This is a genomic window from Candidatus Methylarchaceae archaeon HK02M2, from assembly GCA_024256165.1.
Classification (GTDB): Archaea; Thermoproteota; Nitrososphaeria; order Nitrososphaerales; family JACAEJ01; genus HK02M2.
This window is the reverse complement of the sequence record JAKLZG010000073.1, coordinates 1-22782: the sequence shown is the minus strand read 5'-3', so window position 1 is coordinate 22782 and position 22782 is coordinate 1. Positions and strand designations below refer to the sequence as shown.

Below are 22782 nucleotides of genomic sequence, written 5' to 3'. Positions count from 1 at the left end.
GTCAAAGGAATTCCTTAAAGACTTAATCGACAAAATAATATAAACTATATGGGTTAGGAAAATAACGAAGCCTCGGTAGCTCAGCTGGAAGAACCATCTAAGAGCGAGTGCCTCGTAAGCACTAGGTCGTGGGATCGAGACCCGCCCGAGGCTCTTAAAATTAACTTCAAATTTAAAAGTTAGTTCAATTCATCTACAATCGAGCGGGGGTTGCCAAGTTAGGTCAAAGGCGCAGGCCTGTAAAATTGTTTGGCTAGAGGCGCCTGTCCCGTAGAAAAAAATAGCGGAAGGGTTCGTGGGTTCAAATCCCACCCCCCGCACCAAATCTTAAGAAATATGTTAACGCTTTTAATTTAATTTATAGTACTCATTATGAGTTTTTTTAGATCCTCTATAGAAGGATTTACCAATCTGTCCAGAAGTTTATCATTTTTAAAGATTGCATAAGTGGGTACTGATAAGACGTGGTATCGGTCTGCCACCCTCTTGTTGTCAGTACTATTTAAAATGTTAAACCTACTAAAGACTATACGATCATCGTATCTTTCTGCTAACATTTCATATGATGACATCTCTATAAAGCACTTGGGACACTTAGCTGAATAGAATTCCACTACAACAAGTTTTTTCGAGTTTAATATCTGTTCAAATTTCTCTTTTATAAGTTCAAAAGGTTTATGGCTATTTTCTTCTAACGGCTCTTTCCTCATGATCGATATCTTATTTACTTTCTCATTTTTAATATTCTTTGAGAAGATTTCAGATGAAATAAAAATGACAATATAAACTCACATACTTTGCTTGTTGATTCACTGAATAATAAAGACTAAAACGTTAAAACAAATTTTCTTTTGGAAGTAATGCAATAATATTCACTTTTTGGTTTGTTATCGATTCTATCTTATTTTCCAAAGAAGTTTTTTTCTCCATGATATCTTTTTCCAGAAGAGTACTCTTTTTGTTCGATTCTTTTATACTATCCTCCAATTCTTCTATTCTTTGTTCTATTTCTTTAATTTTTTTCTCTATAACCTCCTTCTCTAAAAATTTTGTATTGCTTATCTTCTCATCAAGTAACTCCAACTTGGTATTTAACTCATTATGCTTTGCAATCGAATCTTTTAGGATGTCTGTATCAAGAATCTTCTTAATTAAAGACAACGTCTTTTCTTTTTTCTTATCTTTTAGCTCAATTTCTCCTGATAGAACAGACTCTTTAATATCGATGAAAATTGATTTAAAAATCCCAATTCCACCTTTTTCGATTAAAGCCTCTATGGGAGAGATGATATAGATATCCAAGTCTTCTTTATTCCTTTTTTTCAGATTTTTATATTTCCTTAATGATTTTTTTAGAGGAGATAGCGTCTCAATCAAACTCTTTCTTACTTTATCGATCTTCTTTGTAATTTCTTCTTTCTCCGTAACAAGCTTTTTCAGATAAACCCATTCTTCACTCTCTACCAGTTTTTCTAGATTGATCTTTAGTTCGTATGCCTTTTCCTTTGATTTATCCAAATAGTTTCTTTGGCTTTTCAGATCTGTCTCAAGTTTTTTTAACAAAGAAATCTCTTTTTTCAGGTTTTCTATGTTTTCTTTTGTTTCATCTATATCTTTGATAAGTGCCTTTTTTTTGTTTATAGGGCCAATTAGTTCGGCAATTAGCTTGTCCATTGTTTTTAAGTCTGTTAATAATTGGGAAGTTTCTGATTCAAATAAGATTTTTGTACGCTTATAACTTTTAATAGACTTTTTGTTGAGATCTTCTAGCTTTCTCATGAATGAATTATAAAACTCTGAGACAGTTTTGTGATTTATTCTAATAGGAATTTCGACGCTATCAACAAAGCTTCGCATTTTCTTAACTAGATTATTCCTGTTCGAAAGGACGATCTGTTTTAACCTTTGATCTACTTTTTCTTCTTTTATTACAGCCTCTTCTAAATATTCTAGGTTCTCTTTAAATTGGTTAAGTAACATTTGAATATTGTCGAGCACCTTTTTGCTATTTTCATTTAGTTCTCCGAAGTGTATTTTTGTCTCATCTTCAAACCATGAATCAAGTTCATCCAATGTAACTTTGATTAGTTGAATTGTCTTTCTCTTCTCTTTCTTAAAGATGGAATCGAAAAAGCCCAAATAATCACCTCCATTCAACTAGAATTGTTTTCAACACCTTCCTTTCTTTTATCGAATGTAAAAGCATGGCTCTAAGACTCTACATACTCTTCGTCATCTTTTACTTATTAACTGTTGAGGATATGCGCTTAAAGATATAAGAAAGCACCAAAAAGGTTAAAAATCTTCCAAGTCATATTAAACTTTCTAGAGCCTTTGTCTTCTTCATAATGAAAAAGTCTAAATTGTTCTCAAGGATTTGGCTATATTACATATTAATTTCAATGGGGAGTTGTATCTGCCTTTTTCTAGGTTAAGTATCGTTTCTCTTCTTTTTAATATGACAGCCTTGATATCTTTCATTTAGATACCGTACAGTATTGAGGCTTCCTTTACTGTTGCATCTATGTTGTCTTCACGAATCTGGTGATATAACTTCTTGAAAATTTTATATCTTTCTTTTTCACCTCTTTCCGTATTTTGGCGTAAACAGTCCCACGTCCAATCCACTCAGGATACCATTATCGCTAGCTTGGTTGCTTTACTCGGTTTAGATTAACTCGATAACTTATTCTTTACTTTTGCTCTAGTAAAGATTGATAAAGATCTATCCGACGATCAACCCATAGATCGTTATTACTAGTGATCTTTTTAGAGTCTGCGTTTTTCGGGGCTATCTCGACAACACGAACTTCTTCACCGGTCTTCTGACTTCTTGCGAGAATCTTCATATCGGGTCCGATGATCTGGCTCATTCCAGTAAATTTAATTCCACGTTCAATCCCTGCTCTATTTGCAGTTATTATAAAGACTCTGTTCTGGATAGCTGCGCCTAGGAGGGCTTTCTGACAGTATGGTAGAACGAGGTTAGATGGATGACACACAATTTGAGCACCTTTCAAGGCTAGTATGCGTATTAACTCCGGGAAAAACCAGTCGAAACAGATCATCATACCTATTCTAGCACCGGAGATTTCGTATACTCTAAACGGGATATCTCCTTTCGAGAACCATAACTTTTCTTTGTTGAAAAGATGGGTTTTCCTATAAACGGCGATGAATCCTTCTGGACCGACAAGTATGGCTGAATTAAAATATCTTCCATCTTTTCTTTCACACAGACCCGTTACGATGTAAAGATTGTTATCCTTGGCAAATTCGGTGAGCGTTCTTGTTGTTTGGCCTTCCGGTATATCTTCAGAAAAAATCCTCACCTCTTCTTCAGATTTGAATACATAACCTGTATTACTTAATTCAGGAAGAACGAGTAAATCCGTTTTTCTTCTTACTCCTTCATGTAAAAGTCTAATAATCCTCTTGAGATTCCTTTCTTTTTCCCCGAATATAGGTCTAAACTGAATGTATCCAACTTTCATATTCATTCATCCAATTGGGTTTACTTGCTTATTAGTGCCTTTTATAAAGGCTATAGAATTGCTATTCACACTGATTTGGTACGGGCTCGCGGGGATTTGAACCCCGGACCTACAGCTTAGGAGGTTCGACCAAAAGTCTGCCGCGCTTTCTAGTCTCGATATCCATGCTGCGCCACGAGCCCATTTGTTACTCTTTTTAAGGTAGATTAATTTAAAGTTTAATCTACTCCAAATTCAGAAGAAAAGATTTTACTAAAAATATCAAAGAAACTTCGATTTGATCATCTAAATCTTGTTGTTGTAAAATTCTTAACGGTACTAATTCTGTACTACGGAATCAGGTCCAAAGATAAAAATCTAAAATATATCTCTAAAAGTATTTTACCCTCAGCTTAATGCTTGGCAAACTTCAATATCTTAAAAATCCATCGATCATCTTTCACCATTTTCCTACCTTCTAGTATTTTTATACGTTGTTTAAATATTGGCCCATAAGTTACCAAGGTATGATATTCTCCTGTTTCTCCACACAAATCAAGACTTCGACTTCTCAAGTATTCTATAAATTCCCAATCAAATTTGTGCCCTGCCCATTCCTTGCCTATAAGTGCTGCTTTAGCGCTGACAACTATGGCTTCAAATCCGTTATCCATAAACTCTGTTAGTAGAGTTTCATATTTTTCATTCCAAAGAGGCTCAAAGGCTTTGATTCCAACTTGGTTACAAACCTTCTCAACCCAGTCTCTATGTTCCTGAATGTTTAGATCTCCGAATATTCCTCCTTCCATGCCTTGATCCTTCAGATTTTCTATAATTTTCTTGAATTCGTCTTCATATGCTTCCCAAGAAGCTTTCCCGTAAATTATTGGGATTCCGATTGCACTTGCTTGGGCGTCGATAACTTCTTTTCCTAAACCATGGCCTCTAGTCGTTAAACCATCTTCACCGAGCATATTAAATAGAAAATCAATCTTATGACCGGTCTTCAAGGCTCTATGTAATGCCATACAGCTGTCTTTACCACCACTCCAAGAAACGAAGGCTCTCATTAGATTACCTCCATATTCCCTGCATATAAAAAAGTATTTTTAACAAGCGTCTGATGCTATAAACAATTGTTACTATCTCTAAAGAAATAATTCTATATTCATGCATATTTTGAAAGCTTATATATAATTGACGAATGTCCAGAAGATCATATGCCATATTGTAAGAAGTGTGGAGTAGAGTATAGTGAAGGAGAAAAATTCTGTCGTAATTGTGGGGCTCCAGTAGCTGAATATATGAGAGAAAAGACAAAGGTACCAAGGGATGAATGTTTTGGTGAAAGAAGAGTCGAAAGAGACTATTTAGGTGTTGTCTCTTTTGGATTCTTTCTTATAATAGTGGCATACATCTTCTTTACTAATCCATGGATTCCATCAGATGTTTTCGATTGGATTGAAAAGCTTGGTCAAGGCCTATTTGATCCATCTACTCGGTTAATTTTTATTTTCGCCCTTTTTCTCGGTTTGATAGGCGTATCAAACTTCATTTTAGCTGGAATAAGAATTGCCTTACGACAACCATGGAGAAGACCTTTAAAAGATATTCTCGGAGGATTTGGCCTATTATTATTCGCCTATTTAATCAACCTTTACGGTCAAGGCTTTTTAACATGGCAAATTGCGTTAGTATTAGGGATCGTTGTGATTGGTTTACTCGTAATAACATACGGTGTTATTATAGCTTACTTTAAGATAAGATAGAATTTTATCAGTATTCAAATCATGCTTAGAATTATATCAGAACATTTTATTAATGAAAAACAAAATTCTATCATGAAAGGATGGTAAAGTTTGCTGTATTGTCAAAAATGTGGGGCAGAGATAGAAGAAGATGCACGTTTCTGCTCAAAGTGTGGGACGCCTGTAGAAGGATATAGAAAAGAAGAGTGGAGAAAACCTAGATATGAATGCTTCGGCTGGGAACGTGGTGGAGAATTATGGGGGATTATTGCTATGGGGGTTTTTTTAATAGGCCTTGCGATATTGTGGTATCTTGATATATGGTGGCCTGGAATTATCTTCTTGATAGGAGTGATGATTCTTGTAGGCGCTCTTATCTCCATGCGTGGAGGCCGAAGAGTGAGACACTATCCTTCATTAAAATAGAAATAGGTAATTTTTAATATTTAAGATTCGAATCTTTGATCGATCATGAGGATTCTCTTCGTAGAGCCGCCTAAAGATTTTTGGTTCGTCATGGGAGAATACCTACCACCACCGTTTGGAATCCTCCAACTCGCAGCATTCCTTGAAAGTAAAAACAAAGATGTGGAGATAAAAGTACTCGACTGTCAAGCTGAAAGATTGGATTGGAAAGGATTGGAAAAGCGTATAGAATCTCATGATCCCGATATAATGGCTACTAGTGGGCTTTCAACTTGTAATACTTTCGCTATTCTTCGAACTTGTGGTATTGCTAAAAAGGTAAAACCAAATATTTTAACTATTGTAGGAGGTCAACATTTCACTTTTTTATCTCAACAAAGTTTGGAAAAGTATCCTGAGATAGATATAATCGTTCGAGGTGAGGGTGAACAGACACTTGTAAATTTGATACGAGCTTTTACCGAAAAATCAGCTTTCTCAAATATAAAAGGTATCTCTTTTAGGCACAAAGGCAAGATTCAACACAATCCACAAGGACCTCTCATCACCAACTTAGACGACTTACCGTTTCCTGGTTATCACTTCATTGAAGATCATATCAAAAAATACCATTTTACCATGATGGCTGGTTCAAAGACAAGATATGCTTTAATTGAAGGATCAAGAGGATGTCCACATAAATGTACCTTTTGCTCACAATGGAGGCACTGGAATGGTTTATGGAGGCTTAAATCTGCAAAGCGAATTGTTGATGAAATGGAATTCTGCTATCAGAACTATGGGATCAAGTTCCTCTGGTTGACAGATGACAATTTTGGTATCGGTAAACATATGGAGAATTTATCCGATGAGATAATTCAAAGAGGTTTATCGAACGATATAATGTGGTTTTTCCAAGCCAGATGTGACGATGTTGTAAAAAATCAAGAATTTCTACCCAAAATGCGAAAAGCAGGGAATATGTGGTCGCTTTTAGGAGTAGAAAGCCAAAGACAATCAACTCTGGAGTCCTTGAATAAAGGAATCAATCCTGAAGAATCAAAAAGAGCAATTAAATTGCTGAAAAAGAGTGACATCTTTGCTCAAGCAACTTTTATAATTGGAGAAAGAAAAGATTCTGCTGAATCAATAGCGAGTTTAAGAGAATTCGCGAATGATTTAGATCCTGATCTAGCCATCTTTATGATACTTACACCGTTTCCTGGGACGGAGTTATATGAAGCCGCTGAATTAAATGGATGGATCGAGGATTATAATTGGGCGAATTACGATATGGTTCATGCTATAATGCCTACAGAAAACTTATCTAGAGATGAAGTACAACAGGAACTTTATGAATGCTATAAAGCTTTTTATGGGTCTATAAATAGAAGAATTAAAGGCATCTTCTCTTCGAATAAGCTCAAGAGGAGAACTTACAAATACTTGGCAAGTCAAGGTATTATGGCACAGTTAAGAAGTTTATTTTAAAGAGATTTCCATGCCTTTGAAGATTTACCACCGTTCAGACCTTTTGTTATTGATAGGTCTATCATATTTTGGACTTTTTCTTTCAATAATTCTTTTAGTTCCATCATCGGTTAGTCAAGATCTTCTGTTAAGGAAACACATAATTGGCTCGATATTTGGATTTATCTGTATCTTTGGAATAATAGCTGTTTTTTTCCCAAAAAAGTGTTCACAAATATTTTATTTTAAGAAAAAAGGTTCAAGTGAATTCTTCTCTGAAGAAGGTATGTTCCCATTTAATAATGCTTCCTTTATTTTTAATACGAAGATTACACATGGACATCACCCTATCTGTGATAACTTTTCGGCTCACGAATTTCAGATAGGGAACAAGACTTTTTGTACGGGTTGCACAGGGTTATTCTTTGGAGCTCTGATAAATCTCTTCGGGACTACTCTTTATTTTTCTAACAATTGGCAAATAACACAAGTAAGTCTTTTCTCCATATGTATTGGGATATTAGGAATTGCCTTTGGCTTACTTTTCCCCTTGTTTAATTTTCGAGGAACAATTCTTCGCCTTTTTTTCAATGCTTTCTTTATCTTTGGTATGTTCTCTTTATTAATCGGAGTCGACACATTTGGTAATAACTTCTTTTTTGATCTCTTTTTAATTTCATTAAGTATCTTTTGGCTTTTCACACGAATTTCACTTTCACAATGGAATCATCGAAGAATCTGTCAAGATTGTGGAATTCAATGTAAATTCAGTAGAGATACAAGGTCATGATAGTCGCAGATATTGATTAATTATTTTCGATATGATTATAATAAATAAACTAGTGTTTTTTGGAATTTTATTAAAATTAATCTGGTGTAGTAAGTGGAGGTTTCTTTTGTACATATCTATAACTTCTTTGAGTTCCTAACCGTGTTAGTAAGTTTTCTCTTACTAATTCTGCTAAAGAGTGAGATACTGAAGTCCTATTATAATGGTACCCTCGCCTTGCTAATTCATCGTGTACATCACCTAGGCTTTTAGACGTAGAAAACCAGCCCTCGGCCCATAAGTTTTCAATCAACTTTCTACAGGTTAATACACCTTTAGACTTTTTTAGTACTTCAGATTTCATTTCGGGTATAGTGCTCAAGCCCGAGAGCACGCTTTCTATAGTTTCTTTGATCTTTGTCTCTTCACATTCGATTTCTACTTCCCAGCTCCCTTTCTTCAATTTTATCCTAACTATGGGCGATACAGATCTGTCTGACAAATCTCTCAACTATACTGTTTATTATTGTTGTACAATTAATAATTGCACAACATTTATTAATCCCATCTTGCTTAATATTGTTGAACAACATGGGCAAGCAATTAAACCTTCCACTTACTGATAAAGTTTTACCAGATACATCATTGATAGCCGAAACAATCACGAATCAATTATCAAAAATTACACCATGCATATTGAAGCTCACGGGAAAGATGATAATTTTTAACGCCGATAATTACAACATGAGACCCATTAGAGGGTGGCCATCAAACCAAGTCTTAGAAGTAAGAAAGTTTCCAGTAATTTCCCAGCCTACCGTCTTGGCATCTATTGATTCATCTTGCATTCATATAGCCGATGTCGAAGATGGAGTGATATATGCAGCACGTGTAGCTGCTGTCTTTTTTCACGATCATAATCATCAGAACCATGTGAGGATAGGCCCAATAATATTTTACTTAAATGAACAGAATGTGAGTGATTTAATTGAGGATTATCGGTTATCGAAACTAATTCTATTAGAAGATTCGATGGCTCAAGCGATGATAAGGGTGAGGCTTGAGAGGATTTTTGTTATGGAGTTAGCTCTTAGCTTATCGGAAGGGGTCATAATGATCGATGGTTCGCTCAGAAATTCTATCTTCGATGTTAAAGATTGTACTCTCATGGATATTTTAGATAAAGCAAAAGAGAAAGGCAACAGAGTCATCGGAATTTCAAAATCTTCAAAACACAGAATTTTGAACCGACTTGCAGGACAGCTTTATTCGTATAGTGAATCCCCTATATACGCCGATATTCACCAATTAATTAGTCCAATTTTTAGAGGAGTTAAAGGAAGGATATTGTTAGTTAAGTTCACTGATGATGGATTGGTCTTTAGGGTTGATGTAGGCAACTTTAATTTTAATACTTTTAAGGATACGCTCTCAAGGGTGAGGTATAACGACTGCTTCTTTGGAGGATATCCAGAGTCTTTAAGGCTAGCTCATCATTTATCTATATTTACGCGTTCTGAAGATACATCTATCAAAAGTTATCTCTCGAAAAAAGTTGGCATTGTAGAGCTTCCAGCAGAAGACCCACGTAAAATCGCTCTTGGGAATCTAAAGATAGGATCGTTGAGATAAGGTGCAGTATTATGAAGATACTTGAAAAATCTGGAAACGAGATTCTTCTTTTAGCGCTACCTAGTGAGGGGGTGTCACGTGGTGAATACATACTTATTGAAGATGAGGCTCAGGAGAGACAGATGGTAGTTCAGATTTATGACGAATCTTATCTAGATTTATCTGAACTTGTAAACGATTTGGTTAGGGAAGAAATTTTGAATAAAACCGTCCAAAGAATTGAGCTTGATCCTTTAGAAATTAAGACAATTTCTTATTTGATCAGGGATATGAAATTGTTAAGATGTAAAATAAGAGGTGTTGTTGAAGGAGGGAGATTAACACCTAATCTGTCTTGGCTTCCATCAAGAGTGACATCAAAGGTTAAAAAGTTATCAATATCTGACCTTTTTTCTCTAGCGAAAAGAGATGGCTATAGAAAGTTACCTGTAGGTATTACAAATGATGGTGATGGGTTCCAAATTTATGCTGAGGCGCTTGATGGAAGACTCAATATAATAACTGGTAAGAAAGGAACAGGAAAATCTCATCTAGCCAAGCTTATCATAAACATGCTAGTCGAACACGGCGCGTATATAATCGTATTTGATCTTAATGATGAATACAAAGGCATTGGATGGAAGAAAAATGGGAGGCCAAATTCGATAGCTGATAAAGTATTCAATCTTATACCAGGCAAATCTTTGCGCTTCTCTTTAAAATATATTGGTTTGTCTGGAATCGCAAGTATGCTTCAACATGCATTAGATATTCCTGGAGCTTCATTACGTGAATTCGGAAGGATTTGGGAATTTCTGGAAGCTCAAGGCTCAGTGAATATGGCTTCTTTTATCAATTCAATTCAAAAATGGAGGTGCAATGAGTTTGTTAAGGATGCTCTATTTTCAAGGTATCATACAATGCTATCTTCTAAGTTATTTTCAGATGAACAAGAAAGAACGATAAGATTTGAGGATTTGTTTTCTAAATATAAGCAAGGGGGAGTTTTCATAATATCTCTTAGCCGTCTCCAACCTCAAGTGAGAAAGATCGTTGTTGAACTTATATTAGGTAAAATAGTTAACCTTCTTGGCAGGGGAAAAATCCCTCCTATCTTTTTATTTGCAGAAGAGGCTCATCTCTATCTTAGAGAGACATACTGGGATGATATTGTAACTAGAATGAGACATTTTGGCATATTTACTACATTTATAACTAACCAACCTGATGTTATAAAGGATTGTATATACAGACAAGTTGATAATCTTTTTATATTCAACTTTACAAATGATGTTGATTTAGAAACAATCTCTCGAATCTCTACAGTAGATTCAGATACGGTAAAAGCTATTGTGAAGACATTACCACCAAGGGCTTGTATGGTATTAGGGAAAGCTGTAAACGAGTTACCAATAATTATCGAGGTAAATTCGACAGATATGCTCACATTAGGAGAAACAAATCTTTTCTTCAAAGATTATCTTGAAGACAATCCAAAGATAAAGTTGATTAAATAACATAAATATCGCTAGTGAAATATCCTTCTTAGAAGTTGTAGGTGAACCATAATTGATAAAAAAGTATTTGAGGGAGTATTAAATTGTAAGGTTTGGCAAATCATGCTGCCGTTTTCTCTAGAAGTTCTAATCAATCTTTTAATCGTATTTTTCCTCGGATTGATAGCCCTTAAAGCTAAAGCTGTAGATTTTGGGGGGGCTATTGCTTGCATCATTATAGGTTCCCTGATACTTTTTGGCGGGGGTTGGTATTGGTTTATCATACTAGTCATTTTCTTTATAGTCTCAATCCAATTCACTAGATTCAGATTTAGCTATAAGGAGGAACTTGGTTCTGCCCAAGAAAAAGGAGGTGTAAGGAGTTGGCCTAATGCTTTGGCAAATGGGGGAGTTGCATCCATCTTCGCTGTCACGGAATTCATATTTGGCGGTGACATTTATGCAATTGCTTTTCTTGGTGCGATGGCTTCAGCCACTGCAGATACCATCGCAACCGAGATTGGTTTATTGAGCAAACAAGAACCTAGACTTATAACTAATTTGAGAAAGACTGTTAAGGCCGGTACATCAGGTGGGATTACTCTGATTGGGACAATATCTGCCTTTTTTGGGTCAATTTTTATTGGGATAGCAGCAATTTACCTTGGAATAATTGGGTCTGCACCCATAAATGTCTTAATCATCATAACTATAGGAGGAATTATTGGATGTATTGTGGATAGTGTCCTTGGTGCTACGATTCAAAGGATTGGTATATGTGAGATTTGTGGGAAGACTACTGAAAATGAGAAACATTGTGGCAAAATAACAAAAGGATTTAGTGGCATTGATTCCGTGGATAATAATGTAGTGAATTTTTTCTCTACTCTTAGTGGCGCCATCTCAGCTATAGTTCTCTTTATTCTTATTTAATGAATGATTAGAAAAATGTAAGAGCTTTAAGAGATATTCGGAGAGGTCTTTAATAGGTATCCTCTCCTGCTTCCATGTATCTCTATCTCTTACAGTTACAGTATCATCGTCTAGTGTTTCATAGTCAATTGTTATAGAAAATGGTACACCAATCTCATCAGACCTTGCATACCTTCGACCTATAGAGCCAGAATCATCGTATATTGCATCAATTCCTCTTCCTCTTAAATCTTCCAATACTGCTAGAGATTTTTCTTGCAATCTCTTCTTTGATACTAAAGGAAGTACCGAGGCTTCAATAGGGGCAAGATACGGAAGAATTTTTAGTACGACTCTGCGATCTTCTTTTTCCCAATACGCATATTCAAGTGTAGCATAAATCAGTCTTTCTATTCCAAAACTTGGTTCTACTACATGGGGGATAAAACGCCTCACTTTGGTCTTTTCCTCTACCTCATCAAATTCAATTACATTCTCAGGTAGTATACACCCCTCGACCACTAGGGTTCCTCTATCTATGATTTCCTTGACTTCCTTTTTATTCATCTCCTGTAACCTTTTAAGAATGATATTGACTTTATCTGGAAAAGCTTCTCTGATCTTCTTTACATCAAAGTTCATTTTCAGATTTTTAACTATAACCGGCTCATTTAGTTGTACAGAAACAGAGAGGTCCACAGAGCTTTTCTTCATATGGGAACTTAGGTCGTAATCTGTTCTGTATGCATGTCCAGCCACTTCAACCCACCCAAACTTATCAAGGAGAACCTCATGATCATATGTCTGGGCAGAATAATGAGCCCTTTCTCCAGGAAGTTTTGCATAAAATCTCTGTCGATCCTCAGGTATCCCCAGTTTTTTTAAGAATTTTTTCGATAATGCCATAAAATATGCAAGCCATTCTTGTTTTATTGCTCCCTTGTCTAGAGCTTCTTTTACAGTTATGATTAGAGGCTTTTCTGTGCCTTTCACTACTATTTCTTCTGGTAATATCCTTAGAACTTCATCACTTATTTGATCTAAATAAGGACATGTTGGATTCAATGGATCAAAAAATAACTCCACTTCCATCATAGAAAATTCTCTGAGCCTTATTACTCCCTGCCTTGGTGATATTTCATTCCGGAAGGCTTTTCCTATCTGTGCTACACCTAGAGGCATCTTGCCTCTTGATACTTCATAAAGACGCTTGAATTCTGTAAACATACCTTGGGCTGTCTCAGGGCGCATAAATCCCTCATCCCCACTGTAAGGTCCTATATTTGTTTTAAACATGGTTAAGAAATATCCTACATTCCATCCAGTATTGCCACATTCTCTGCACTTGACAACTTCTTTATTTAACTCCTTACTCATTTCATTTATGCTCATCCTTTCCGAGACTATGTGACCCGTTTCTAGTAAGAGATGGTCTGCTCTGAACTTCCTGTGACATTTAGAGCACTCAGCCATTGGATCTTTAAAGCTCTTTACATGACCTGATACTTCGAAGATCGTATAGGGAGTTATTAAAGGTGTATCGACTTCAGTAAAGCCATGCTTGTGGACGAAATAATCCTTCCATATTCGGATCATCTTTTCTTTAAGTTTTACACCAAGTTCTCCAAAAGAAATGAATCCGCTCACTCCGCCATAAAGCTCTAGTGCTGGCCAGAAGAACCCTCGTCTTCTTGCCAATTCAGTTAATTTTTCAGCTTTGTTAACCTTTTTCGAATTCAATAAATAATTTTGATTTTTTTACTCTAATATAAATTAAACTTCCGAAAAGTACTTTAATATATTTCTCCCAACATCGTCAAATATAGCGTTAAATAAACTATTAAAATCTGATTTAAAAACGCTTTAAAATATACATTTTTAACGGTTTCTTAGACCCTTTATATTACTACATATAAGAGATGTTTTATCTGATACCTTACCTATCCAGTTATGTCGGTAAAGTCCAAATGCCATTTTCAATCTTATATTAGAAATTGTCCAGCGTTTCAGTATTTATGTTTCCAAATCAGAATTCCATTCTGATAATCAATATATTTATGGCGGTGGTCGAGTTCCTAATTCAACAGTACACATCATTGTTAAATTGTTTCTTACTATTGTTATACTGATTATTTGGCCAGGTTGTGTTTGTTCTTCAAGATATGTTGCGAGGTCGTCTCCATTTACTATAGGGGATTCGTTTAAAGCAATTATTATGTCATCGCTCTGTAAACCTGCTTGATCTGCTGGACCCCCGCTTACAACTTGAACTATCAACCATCCATAAGTTATATTCGCGTTCATATCTTTTGCTATTTCATAATTCATGTCTATTCCTGATACACCTAGCCAAGGATGTCTATCATAACTCCCTTCAGTGATGAGGTACCCAATTTCCCTTAAGATTGTGTTAGAAGGGATCGTGAACCCGATTCCTTGAGATGCGGCCACAATTGCTGTGGTTATACCAATTACTTGACCTTGGTAATTTAAAAGCGGCCCTCCTGAGTTACCCGGATTTATAGGTGCGGTTATTTGAATGATGTTAGCTATAGGATATCTGCCTATCATTTCTGACGTGATCGATCTGCCTAGTGCGCTTACTATACCTGTAGTCATCGATCCCGATAGACCATAGGGATTGCCGACAGCTATCACAGGATCACCTACTTGTAAAGTGGATGAATCAACAATTTCTAGTGGTTTATATTCACTTTGTGGGGCGTTTATTGAAAGTACAGCCAGATCGGCGTAAGGGTCCGACCCTATCACTGAAGCTGAGTATCCATTTCCATTTATGAAGGTCACTGTGATGTTGATCGCGTTTTGGACTACATGATAATTTGTGATTATTACAATTTGTCCTGTATAGTTGTAGATGAACCCAGACCCTTGAACTTGTGTGGTTGGGGATAACTCCCCTAAATTGGTTTGTAATCCACGAATTGTGACAACAGAGTCTTTGATTTTTTCGTATAATTCAGCAAGAGAGGCATTATCTCCAAAGACGTAAGTGAAATTTTGGACTGAAGGAAGATTTGTGAGTTGTTCTTGTAGCGTCGAGACTTGGTTTTGAAGATCATTGATTTGTTTCGTAACTATTAAATAACTTAAGAGTCCACCTGCGAATATACCGATTAGAAGAGCCGTTGTTATCAGTATTGCGGAGAATTGGTTGATTTTTTGTTTTTGGGAGTTATCCAATTTATTTCTTCTTTTTTAAAATAATCTTCAAATAAAAATATCTCGCTAGGTTAAATTAGAAGTTATATGAGGAACATAATCGTCTTTAACTGTCTTGAAAGTAAATTATTTCTTTATCTAATTTATCGATCGACATTAGTCGAAACTTCACCTAAGATATAAAAATGGAGTGGTTTTCATCGATCAGATTGCTTTTACCTGCTTGACTATGGGGGGCCTAACCTTTTTTAGTATTCTATAGCCACAGATACACTTAATTTCTGGCAGTTGAGCAAGTTCTTCAGCCGTAACTTTTGTACTACATCGGACGCACTCGTATACAACTCCTCCAAAGACTTTCTTGATTTCAGAATTACTCATAATACTTTACCTATCTATTGACTAGTATTTGAAGTTACCCTTGTATTGTCTTTGTATATCCTTAAATTGCTTAATTGCCTTTGATTTACTTACGTTCATAATTAGAACTAGATAGATAAAATTTAAGATGTCTAAAATTGAAAGTTTTGTAGCTCCCTTTCTTCTTTCAAAAAATAAAATAGGAATTTCCTTGATAGATAGGCCCAATCTAGAGTACAAGAAAAGACTCTCAATCTGGTAGGCATAACCCTTGCTATTTAAATCAAAGTTAAGTAGAGTGTGTACCGCCCTCCTACTTAGTGCCCTGAATCCGCTAGTAGCATCTTTCTCCCTTATTTTAACCATCAAACGCGTTATTGAATTTGCACACATGCTTATGATTTTACGATGTAATGACCAAGAAACAGATCCACCGCCTTCAATATACCTAGAACCTATGACTACATCATATCCTGAAAGAGCATTTTTGATAAGAGTTGTCAAGTATCTTGGGGGGTGAGAAAAATCAGCATCCATTTGAACAAAGATATGAGGTGAAAGATTTGACTCAGACCATCTAAAACCATGGATGTAGGCTGATCCCAATCCATACTTGCCAGGTCTCGATAATAAGTGGACTTGATCGTTATTCTTAGCTATTTTTGCTACAATTTGCCCCGTTCCATCCGAGCTATTGTCATCTATGACTACTATATGCACATCGTAGGGAAACCTAGAGATGTAGTTGAAGATTTCATCTATAAGTGTGGAGATGTTATCCCGTTCATTATAGGTTGGGATCAATACAGAGATTCGAGCCATTTTTAACACTCTTATTAAAATAATTTAGTTTCTATAGTAAATTTTCAAAGCTTCTTTAACCGAATAAGTAATTACAGAAAGATCGTTATCTGTAAGACCTGGGTGAACTGGAAGCGAAATGACATGATCCGATGCTAATATAGTGTTAGGAAGTGATATATCACCATAACCAAGCCGCGTGTAAAGATAAGTTTTATGGAGGGGTATTTTATAATACACAGTGGCTCCAAGTCCTCTTTTATTGAGGTTTTCTAAAACCTTATCTCGGTTTTTCTCTATAAAGATCGTATAAAGATACCAATTATTAACACAGTCCGCTTTTTCTCTGGGTAACTTTATTCCATCTAACCCACTAAGGGATTCTGAGAGCTTATGGGCATTTTTTCGTCTTATATTTAAAAACGTCTCGACCCTTTTCATCTGAGTCTTGATTAAAGCAGCCCCAATTTCAGTCATCCTAAAATTGAAACCTAATATTTTTGGATTATGATCGCTAACCAAGCCATGATTTCTAATCATTTTCAATTTATTATACAAATCTTCATCGTTTGTCGTTATAGCTCCACCTTCACCACATGTTATAACTTTGGTAGAGTAGAAGCTGAAACAACCTAGATTACCAATTGCGCCAGTTTTTTGACCTTTATATGATGCTCCAAGAGATTGCGCAGCATCCTCGATTACAAATAAATCATGCTCTCTGGCTAATTTAATTATAGAACCCATATTGGCAGGATGGCCATAGAGATGGACAGGGATCACTGCTTTGCATTTTTTACCTATCTTTTTTTCAAGGTCGGTTACATCAATAGTGTAGTCATTCAGATCAATATCTACAAAAACAGGTTTTGCACCTACAGCAAGAACAGCATTAGCTGTAGCAACAAAGGTGAAGGAGGGAACGAGAACCTCATCATTATAACCAATATTTAATGCGACTAGAGATGCGAGTAATGCTGAAGTACAAGAATTTAAAGCTACAGCATACTTTGTACCAATGAAGTTGGCAAAAGTCTTTTCGAAATTTTTTACCATAATACTTCCATCCAAGCTGGAATCTGTGAGCTTACCACTCTTGAAGACGTTCATCACTTCTACTATTTCTTCCTCACTCATCAAGGGTTTATTGATAGGGATCAAAAATGATCATCAACACATCCTTGTAATATTGCCTAATTAACTATTAGTGAAGCGTTTTCGATTTATTAATACCCTTCTTTTTCTTGAACTCCCAAGCCCATCGGGACCGGGATCATGGGTCCCTACCCCTTATTTTTTCCCTCAGTTCTTTGGGTTTATACTTTAAAGCGCATACACCCCTGTTGCTTGGAAGATATCGACAGATACTCAAGAAGGAAAAAAAGGAATGATTGGTCATGATAGAGATAGTATACGAGCCGAGGAAGAAGGTCGTAATCACTTGTTCAGCTTAATCAGGGACCAGCTGAAGTCCACTTCCAGCGTAGAAGAGATTGACTTTCACAAGATATCCTTGATATCAAAAAAGCCTGCAGGAATTGAAATGTAAACAAAGTTTTTTATTCTAAAAGTATAAAGCATGGTAGCGATAAATTTGAAATTTATAGACCTTTCTACTGAAGAGGAGAAGACAAGAACAGTATACAAGATCATCTGTATCGTCTCAGCCGTTGTTATGATCATAACTGCAACCTATGGAATAGTTGCTGGAATAGTACAAGGGGTCGATGTTGTTGGTGAGACTTTTGTTACTGTGGAGTTCCCTCCACCTGAAGTTTTTGTATTCTTTTATGCAAAACCCGTAACTTGGTTGGCAGCCTCAATAATAGCATTTTGGTTTTCTTTCTTTGAACTGCAGAAAAATCGGATTTTAATGATTCCAAAATTTATTCGACAAACAGGCATGTTTATTGCTTTCTTTATAGCAGCCATGGCTTTCTATGAAGTTCTTTTTAACTTCACCATATGGGGTGCTTTAATGGCAAAAGAGGCTTTAGGTGAGTTGGCAAGTTGGAACCCAGATATCCTTCAGAATCCCTTTCCTAACCCAGAAGTGCCTTGGAATCTAGTCTTTGCCACGAAGTTGTTTGTTGTTATCACAATAGTAGCAATTTACACATTCTATTTTCTTCAAAGGATTGAATCTACAAAAAGCTAGAACTGATTTCACTCTACAAAAAACTAGTAGAAATCACCTATCATACCGATTTAAAGACTTCCAACAATTCAGGCTTATCTTTAAAATAAGATCTTATAGGATCCAGTATTTTGTCTAAGGCTTTTGCTACCCCTAATTTTAAGTCTGTTGGATGAAGTTTTCTATCACGGTAAGCCTTTTCAACTTTACTGAAATTCTCGAAAGTAATCAAACCACCATACTTGGCAGGTCTTTCTATCTCTAAAGATTTAAAATCATGAAAAACGATCTGCTTCGCCATCTCCAGAACTGGATTATAGTCCGTAACTCCTTCTGGACACCATGCTTTTTGTAATTTCCTTTTGATTTCATAGAAATCATCATGAATAAATATGCATGTAGATGGCTTAGATTTACTCATCTTACTTGAGAAGAGCATGTCTATTTTTGAATCATCATCTAAACCAGAACGATGAGGCTTTGATAAACCGGGAAGTAAACTATTGTGGATGGCTACTGGCGCTTTCCATTTTAATTTTGGGAACACTTCTCGGACTAAAACATGGACTTTACGTTGGTCCATTCCAGCATGAACGATCCTTATGTTCATTGCTTTTATATCTATAGATTGCATGGGAGGGTACAGGTATTGAGCGAAATCAAGTCTATCTTTTTTGCTTCTTCCCATTATCGTCAAACATCTTGTGTTTCTTGCCAAAGTTATATGCTTTGAAAATTTTACTAGATTCTTCCAGTAATCGTCATTTCCACGGTATAGTTCTGAACCATGGGTAACCTCTACACCAGGACAGAAGAACTTGAAGACTTCTTCATAGTATTTTGATGCTAATTTGATTTTATCCCAATCTCCTCCAAATTTATTGTTGATGTAGCTATGCCAATCAGCCAAAAAGACTTTGCACCTGATTCCTGCTTTAATGAAATCATTAATCTTGAAACCCGAAATTACCAAAGTACCAAGGTGCATTAAACCTGATATTTCAAATCCTATATAGTGTGTTGGGTGTGCCTCAGTCTCCAATATTGATCTAAGTTGATTTACTGTAATTACCTCTTCTGTGGGTGGTTTAAGGATGATTTCCGTCTTTTCTTCAATATCCATGACTAGCGTCTAATCCTCCTTCAATTTATCTTAAAAATCGATCTCTTAGATTTAAAGTGAGTTTTTATATCTCGAATATTGATCATTAGGAAATTATTTACTATTGTTGGGTTTATCAACAGGATACTCCATATACCATTATGATGATTTAGTATGTTTCTTTCTCCATTCTCTAAACTTATCAACGAGGTCTAAGCTTATATCCACTAATAAAAGTAAGCCGACTACAAGCCAAAGGACATCAAATCCAATCCAACCTTAAAAGCACCTAAGATATAATAAAAAATGTTTGATAGACTGATTTAAATCTATTTATTTTTATTCTTTAACATTATTTTGACTAACATGAGAAATGTCAAATGCTTGAGCATTCCTATAAGATAATAGGATAACATAAAAGAAGGCTAATGAGACTAAGCCATATCCTATTAATGATGTAATTGCAAATGTTGTCAAGCCAAATTGTAATAAGCTATATGCTGCGTAGAATTGATATATACATATAATAAAGCTATATAGACCAGCTGCCATACTTAGATATCTGATGTATCTTTTTCCGAACCTAATTAGTAATAAAGTTCCAATGATTAAATTGACAATTCCAGGTTGTACAAGCAGAATTGTTCCCTCATGTAATATTGCAAATAAGACCCATATCGCCCCTGTTAATAAAAAAAACAGTCCAAGGATTATAGGCAACTTTTTGAGATTTAACTTCAATGCAACGTACCCTATAAAGATAGACGATTTAACCTTTTTTAATCAATGTATTTTACTATAATGTGTCCTTGAATCTAAAGGTGTTTATGGAGAGGAAAATGAGTGATCAATTAAACGTGACAAAAATCCCACAAAAGCGCTCGATCCCTCCTTCTCTTCTCGTCTCTGCTACATACGATGGTGAGGCCAAAGTTGCTGTATTGAAGTTCTACGATCCCAACACTCAGACCATCCATCTGTGGTATGATAATACAAGGCACAAGCCATATTGTTACTCTAGATTACCAATAGAGGATTTAAAAAACCTTAAAAACAGACCGGATGTTCTCGATCTCAAAGTCGAAAAAAAGAAAGATCTCTTAAGAGATACTGAAGTTAATCTAACAAAGATCATAGTCGATAATCCTCTTGTGATAGGGGGTACATCGTCAAATAAGAGCATACGAAATATGATAGACGCATGGGAGGCTGATATCAAATATTATGAGAGCTATCTTTACGATAAAGGTCTGATAGTAGGGGCTTTTTATGAGGAGAAGGATTCAAAGATAGTTCCCGTATCATATGAAGTTCCAAAAGGTGCAAAAGAGAGTCTTAAAAAGGTTTTAGATAAATCGGACCCTGATTTCAAATCTCACATATTAGAATGGATCAAACTATTGAGCCAACCCCTTCCAAGCATACGTCGTGCATCTTTAGATATAGAAGTATTACCGCCAGCTGAAAGACGCATTCCTAATCCTATAAAAGCTGAGTTTCCAGTTCTGGCAGTCTCCATCGTAGGAAGTGATGGAGCCTCTGAAGTATATTTACTTAGGAGGGAAAAGCTAGAGCTTGGAAAAAATAAATTAGAAGATAAAGTAAAGGTTTTTTTCTTCGAAAATGAAAAAGATCTCATCTCATCTGTCTTTAAACGTATATTGGATTATCCATTTTTAATCACTTTTAATGGCGACGATTTTGACTTAAATTACCTTTATCATAGAGCAATGAACAAGTTTGGATTCTCTAAAGATCAAATACCTATTTCATTGGGCAGAAATGCTGCTTATTTAAAATATGGTGTGCATATCGATCTTTATAAGATTTTTAGAAATAAATCTCTCCAAATTTATGCTTTTGGTAATAAATATATCGAGCATACACTGAATGGAGTGAGTAAAGCTCTTATAAATGAATCAAAGATGGAGTTCGAAGGTTCACTTGGTTCGTTACCACTTTACGAGCTAGCAAAATATTGCTACAAAGATTCTCTTATGACCTATAATTTAACGAGCTTCAACGATGACCTCCTTATGAAATTATTGATAGTCCTAGGAAGGGTAGCAAAGATGCCGATAGATGATGTCGCAAGGATAGGCGTATCAAATTGGATAAGAAGCGTGATGTATTTTGAACATAGAAGAATAAATGCTTTGATCCCTAAAAAGGAAGAAATGGAAGAAAAAGGTGGAGCGGTCTCTAAGCCCATAACAAAGGGAAAAAAATACAAGGGTGCTCTTGTTGTCGAACCTAAAGCTGGTGTTCATTTTAATGTATTGGTTCTTGACTTCGCTTCACTATATCCCAGCATCATCAAAGTCTATAATCTTTCGTATGATACTGTACATTGTATTCACCCAGAATGTAAAAAGAACTTAATTCCTAAAACTGATCAATGGGTTTGCAAAAATCGTAAAGGCATATCATCTTTGGTGATAGGATCTTTAAGAGATCTTAGGGTCAACTACTACAAGCCACTCTCAAAAGACACTTCGCTTAGCTCTGATGATTTAAGTCTCTATAATGTAGTTACTCAAGCTCTTAAGGTAATACTTAACGCTTCTTATGGTGTTATGGGGTCAGAAATTTATCCACTTTATTGCCTCCCTGTAGCTGAAGCGACAACAGCTATTGGCAGGTATCTGATATCTAAGACGATAGAAAAATGTAAAGAGCTGGGTATAAGCGTTGTGTATGGTGATACGGATTCACTTTTTCTTGAGAACCCTACTAAAGAGCAGATAAAAATTATTTTAAAATGGGCTGAAGACGGTCTTAAGATAGAACTTGACCTTGAAAAGACCTACTTATATGTAGCCTTTAGTCAAAGAAAGAAAAACTATCTTGGAGTTCTTTTAGATGGTAGTGTCGATATAAAGGGTTTGACAGGCAAGAAACGCCACATCCCTCCATTCATTAAGAATGCTTTTTATAACACTGTCGATACGCTAAGCAAAGTAAAGTCACCAAACGATTTTGGGAAGGCAAGAGAAGCCATTAAAAAACAGCTCCGTGAAAAATATCTTCAACTTAAAAGTAGAAAGATACCTCTTGAAGAAATGGCTTTCAATGTGATGATGAGTAAAGACATAAGTAGATATACTGAAACACAGCCTCAGCATGTAAAAGTTGCCAAATTGATGAAAAAAAACGGTCAGGAAGTGAAGGCTGGGGAAATGATCTCTTTTGTGAAAACAAAGACTCCGCTTGGTGTGAAACCTTTAAACTTGGCCAAAATAGATGATATTGATACAGAAAAGTATCTTGATTATTTAAGGGGGACATTTGAGCAACTATTGGATGCTCTAGGTT

21 protein-coding genes and 3 tRNA genes are annotated in these 22782 nt (G+C 35.7%); 11 read left to right on the top strand and 13 right to left on the bottom strand.

Going from position 1 to position 22782, the window contains the following annotated elements:
* Nucleotides 1–69: 69 nt before the first annotated feature.
* Nucleotides 70–153: transfer RNA gene (locus L6N96_05950), tRNA-Thr, on the top strand.
* 50 nt (nt 154–203) lie between these two features.
* Nucleotides 204–323, top strand: a tRNA-Leu gene (locus tag L6N96_05945).
* Between the two features lie 30 nt (nt 324–353).
* Here the strand turns inward: L6N96_05945 and L6N96_05940 are convergent.
* From L6N96_05940 to L6N96_05915, 6 genes are all read right to left on the bottom strand, one after another.
* The gene (locus L6N96_05940; GenBank protein MCP8323698.1) at nt 354–710 is read right to left on the bottom strand and encodes a thioredoxin family protein; all 357 of its coding nucleotides are present in this window, start codon (nt 708–710) and stop codon (nt 354–356) included.
* Between the two features lie 124 nt (nt 711–834).
* Nucleotides 835–2139, bottom strand: coding sequence for a hypothetical protein (locus L6N96_05935; GenBank protein ID MCP8323697.1), 1305 nt, complete (start codon nt 2137–2139; stop codon nt 835–837).
* A gap of 342 nt (nt 2140–2481) precedes the next feature.
* Complete coding sequence (locus tag L6N96_05930) at nt 2482–2628, bottom strand: hypothetical protein (protein ID MCP8323696.1); 147 nt, start codon at nt 2626–2628, stop codon at nt 2482–2484.
* A gap of 65 nt (nt 2629–2693) precedes the next feature.
* On the bottom strand, nt 2694–3494 hold the full coding sequence (locus tag L6N96_05925) for a hypothetical protein (protein MCP8323695.1): 801 nt from the start codon (nt 3492–3494) through the stop codon (nt 2694–2696).
* 81 nt (nt 3495–3575) lie between these two features.
* Nucleotides 3576–3676, bottom strand: a tRNA-Lys gene (locus L6N96_05920).
* A gap of 210 nt (nt 3677–3886) precedes the next feature.
* Nucleotides 3887–4543 (bottom strand): diphthine--ammonia ligase, encoded by a 657-nt coding sequence (locus L6N96_05915; protein ID MCP8323694.1) that lies wholly within the window; start codon nt 4541–4543, stop codon nt 3887–3889.
* Between the two features lie 150 nt (nt 4544–4693).
* Between L6N96_05915 and L6N96_05910 the strand changes: the two genes are divergently transcribed.
* The 4 genes from L6N96_05910 to L6N96_05895 all read left to right on the top strand — a co-directional run bounded on the left by L6N96_05910 (nt 4694) and on the right by L6N96_05895 (nt 7886).
* Nucleotides 4694–5242: a zinc-ribbon domain-containing protein gene (locus L6N96_05910; GenBank protein ID MCP8323693.1), complete on the top strand. Its 549-nt coding sequence runs from the start codon at nt 4694–4696 to the stop codon at nt 5240–5242.
* A 90-nt stretch (nt 5243–5332) separates the two neighbouring features.
* Nucleotides 5333–5647 carry a zinc-ribbon domain-containing protein gene (locus tag L6N96_05905; GenBank protein MCP8323692.1) on the top strand — a complete coding sequence of 105 codons (315 nt, stop codon included), beginning with the start codon at nt 5333–5335 and terminating at the stop codon, nt 5645–5647.
* A gap of 45 nt (nt 5648–5692) precedes the next feature.
* Nucleotides 5693–7117 carry a B12-binding domain-containing radical SAM protein gene (locus L6N96_05900; GenBank protein ID MCP8323691.1) on the top strand — a complete coding sequence of 475 codons (1425 nt, stop codon included), beginning with the start codon at nt 5693–5695 and terminating at the stop codon, nt 7115–7117.
* Nucleotides 7118–7127: 10 nt separating this feature from the next.
* Nucleotides 7128–7886 carry a hypothetical protein gene (locus L6N96_05895; protein ID MCP8323690.1) on the top strand — a complete coding sequence of 253 codons (759 nt, stop codon included), beginning with the start codon at nt 7128–7130 and terminating at the stop codon, nt 7884–7886.
* Nucleotides 7887–7962: 76 nt separating this feature from the next.
* Here the strand turns inward: L6N96_05895 and L6N96_05890 are convergent, their stop codons facing one another.
* Nucleotides 7963–8367, bottom strand: a complete 405-nt coding sequence (locus L6N96_05890; protein ID MCP8323689.1) for a hypothetical protein — start codon at nt 8365–8367, stop codon at nt 7963–7965.
* An 89-nt stretch (nt 8368–8456) separates the two neighbouring features.
* On the opposite strand from L6N96_05890, the gene L6N96_05885 reads away from it, so the two are divergent.
* From L6N96_05885 to L6N96_05875, 3 genes are all read left to right on the top strand, one after another.
* On the top strand, nt 8457–9497 hold the full coding sequence (locus L6N96_05885; GenBank protein MCP8323688.1) for a DNA double-strand break repair nuclease NurA: 1041 nt from the start codon (nt 8457–8459) through the stop codon (nt 9495–9497).
* 11 nt (nt 9498–9508) lie between these two features.
* Nucleotides 9509–10993 (top strand): DUF87 domain-containing protein, encoded by a 1485-nt coding sequence (locus L6N96_05880; GenBank protein ID MCP8323687.1) that lies wholly within the window; start codon nt 9509–9511, stop codon nt 10991–10993.
* Between the two features lie 102 nt (nt 10994–11095).
* Nucleotides 11096–11905, top strand: coding sequence for a DUF92 domain-containing protein (locus L6N96_05875; GenBank protein MCP8323686.1), 810 nt, complete (start codon nt 11096–11098; stop codon nt 11903–11905).
* On the opposite strand, the gene glyS is transcribed toward L6N96_05875, so the two are convergent.
* From glyS to L6N96_05850, 5 genes are all read right to left on the bottom strand, one after another.
* Nucleotides 11876–13624 (bottom strand): glycine--tRNA ligase, encoded by a 1749-nt coding sequence (gene glyS, locus L6N96_05870; GenBank protein MCP8323685.1) that lies wholly within the window; start codon nt 13622–13624, stop codon nt 11876–11878. The two genes, L6N96_05875 and glyS, sit on opposite strands and share 30 nt — an antisense overlap.
* Before the next feature lie 315 nt (nt 13625–13939).
* On the bottom strand, nt 13940–15088 hold the full coding sequence (locus L6N96_05865) for a trypsin-like peptidase domain-containing protein (GenBank protein ID MCP8323684.1): 1149 nt from the start codon (nt 15086–15088) through the stop codon (nt 13940–13942).
* Between the two features lie 183 nt (nt 15089–15271).
* Complete coding sequence (locus tag L6N96_05860) at nt 15272–15448, bottom strand: hypothetical protein (GenBank protein ID MCP8323683.1); 177 nt, start codon at nt 15446–15448, stop codon at nt 15272–15274.
* 21 nt (nt 15449–15469) lie between these two features.
* Nucleotides 15470–16249, bottom strand: a complete 780-nt coding sequence (locus tag L6N96_05855; protein MCP8323682.1) for a polyprenol monophosphomannose synthase — start codon at nt 16247–16249, stop codon at nt 15470–15472.
* Between the two features lie 24 nt (nt 16250–16273).
* On the bottom strand, nt 16274–17389 hold the full coding sequence (locus L6N96_05850) for a DegT/DnrJ/EryC1/StrS family aminotransferase (GenBank protein MCP8323681.1): 1116 nt from the start codon (nt 17387–17389) through the stop codon (nt 16274–16276).
* A gap of 418 nt (nt 17390–17807) precedes the next feature.
* Between L6N96_05850 and L6N96_05845 the strand changes: the two genes are divergently transcribed.
* Complete coding sequence (locus L6N96_05845) at nt 17808–18386, top strand: hypothetical protein (GenBank protein MCP8323680.1); 579 nt, start codon at nt 17808–17810, stop codon at nt 18384–18386.
* Between the two features lie 40 nt (nt 18387–18426).
* On the opposite strand, the gene L6N96_05840 is transcribed toward L6N96_05845, so the two are convergent.
* Complete coding sequence (locus L6N96_05840; GenBank protein ID MCP8323679.1) at nt 18427–19488, bottom strand: tyrosine--tRNA ligase; 1062 nt, start codon at nt 19486–19488, stop codon at nt 18427–18429.
* 818 nt (nt 19489–20306) lie between these two features.
* Here L6N96_05840 and L6N96_05835 point away from each other — a divergent pair.
* On the top strand, nt 20307–22782 hold a 2476-nt coding region (locus tag L6N96_05835), incomplete at its 3' end, for a DNA-directed DNA polymerase I (protein ID MCP8323678.1).

What these genes read in the sequence shown, in the direction of transcription:
- L6N96_05940 (MCP8323698.1), bottom strand. Translation starts at nt 710, where the DNA reads ATGAGGAAAGAGCCGTTAGAAGAAAATAGCCATAAACCTTTTGAACTT.
- L6N96_05925 (MCP8323695.1), bottom strand. Translation starts at nt 3,494, where the DNA reads ATGAAAGTTGGATACATTCAGTTTAGACCTATATTCGGGGAAAAAGAA.
- L6N96_05915 (MCP8323694.1), bottom strand. Translation starts at nt 4,543, where the DNA reads ATGAGAGCCTTCGTTTCTTGGAGTGGTGGTAAAGACAGCTGTATGGCA.
- L6N96_05910 (MCP8323693.1), top strand. Translation starts at nt 4,694, where the DNA reads ATGCCATATTGTAAGAAGTGTGGAGTAGAGTATAGTGAAGGAGAAAAA.
- L6N96_05900 (MCP8323691.1), top strand. Translation starts at nt 5,693, where the DNA reads ATGAGGATTCTCTTCGTAGAGCCGCCTAAAGATTTTTGGTTCGTCATG.
- L6N96_05895 (MCP8323690.1), top strand. Translation starts at nt 7,128, where the DNA reads ATGCCTTTGAAGATTTACCACCGTTCAGACCTTTTGTTATTGATAGGT.
- L6N96_05885 (MCP8323688.1), top strand. Translation starts at nt 8,457, where the DNA reads ATGGGCAAGCAATTAAACCTTCCACTTACTGATAAAGTTTTACCAGAT.
- L6N96_05880 (MCP8323687.1), top strand. Translation starts at nt 9,509, where the DNA reads ATGAAGATACTTGAAAAATCTGGAAACGAGATTCTTCTTTTAGCGCTA.
- L6N96_05875 (MCP8323686.1), top strand. Translation starts at nt 11,096, where the DNA reads ATGCTGCCGTTTTCTCTAGAAGTTCTAATCAATCTTTTAATCGTATTT.
- L6N96_05860 (MCP8323683.1), bottom strand. Translation starts at nt 15,448, where the DNA reads ATGAGTAATTCTGAAATCAAGAAAGTCTTTGGAGGAGTTGTATACGAG.
- L6N96_05855 (MCP8323682.1), bottom strand. Translation starts at nt 16,249, where the DNA reads ATGGCTCGAATCTCTGTATTGATCCCAACCTATAATGAACGGGATAAC.
- L6N96_05845 (MCP8323680.1), top strand. Translation starts at nt 17,808, where the DNA reads ATGGTAGCGATAAATTTGAAATTTATAGACCTTTCTACTGAAGAGGAG.
- L6N96_05840 (MCP8323679.1), bottom strand. Translation starts at nt 19,488, where the DNA reads ATGGATATTGAAGAAAAGACGGAAATCATCCTTAAACCACCCACAGAA.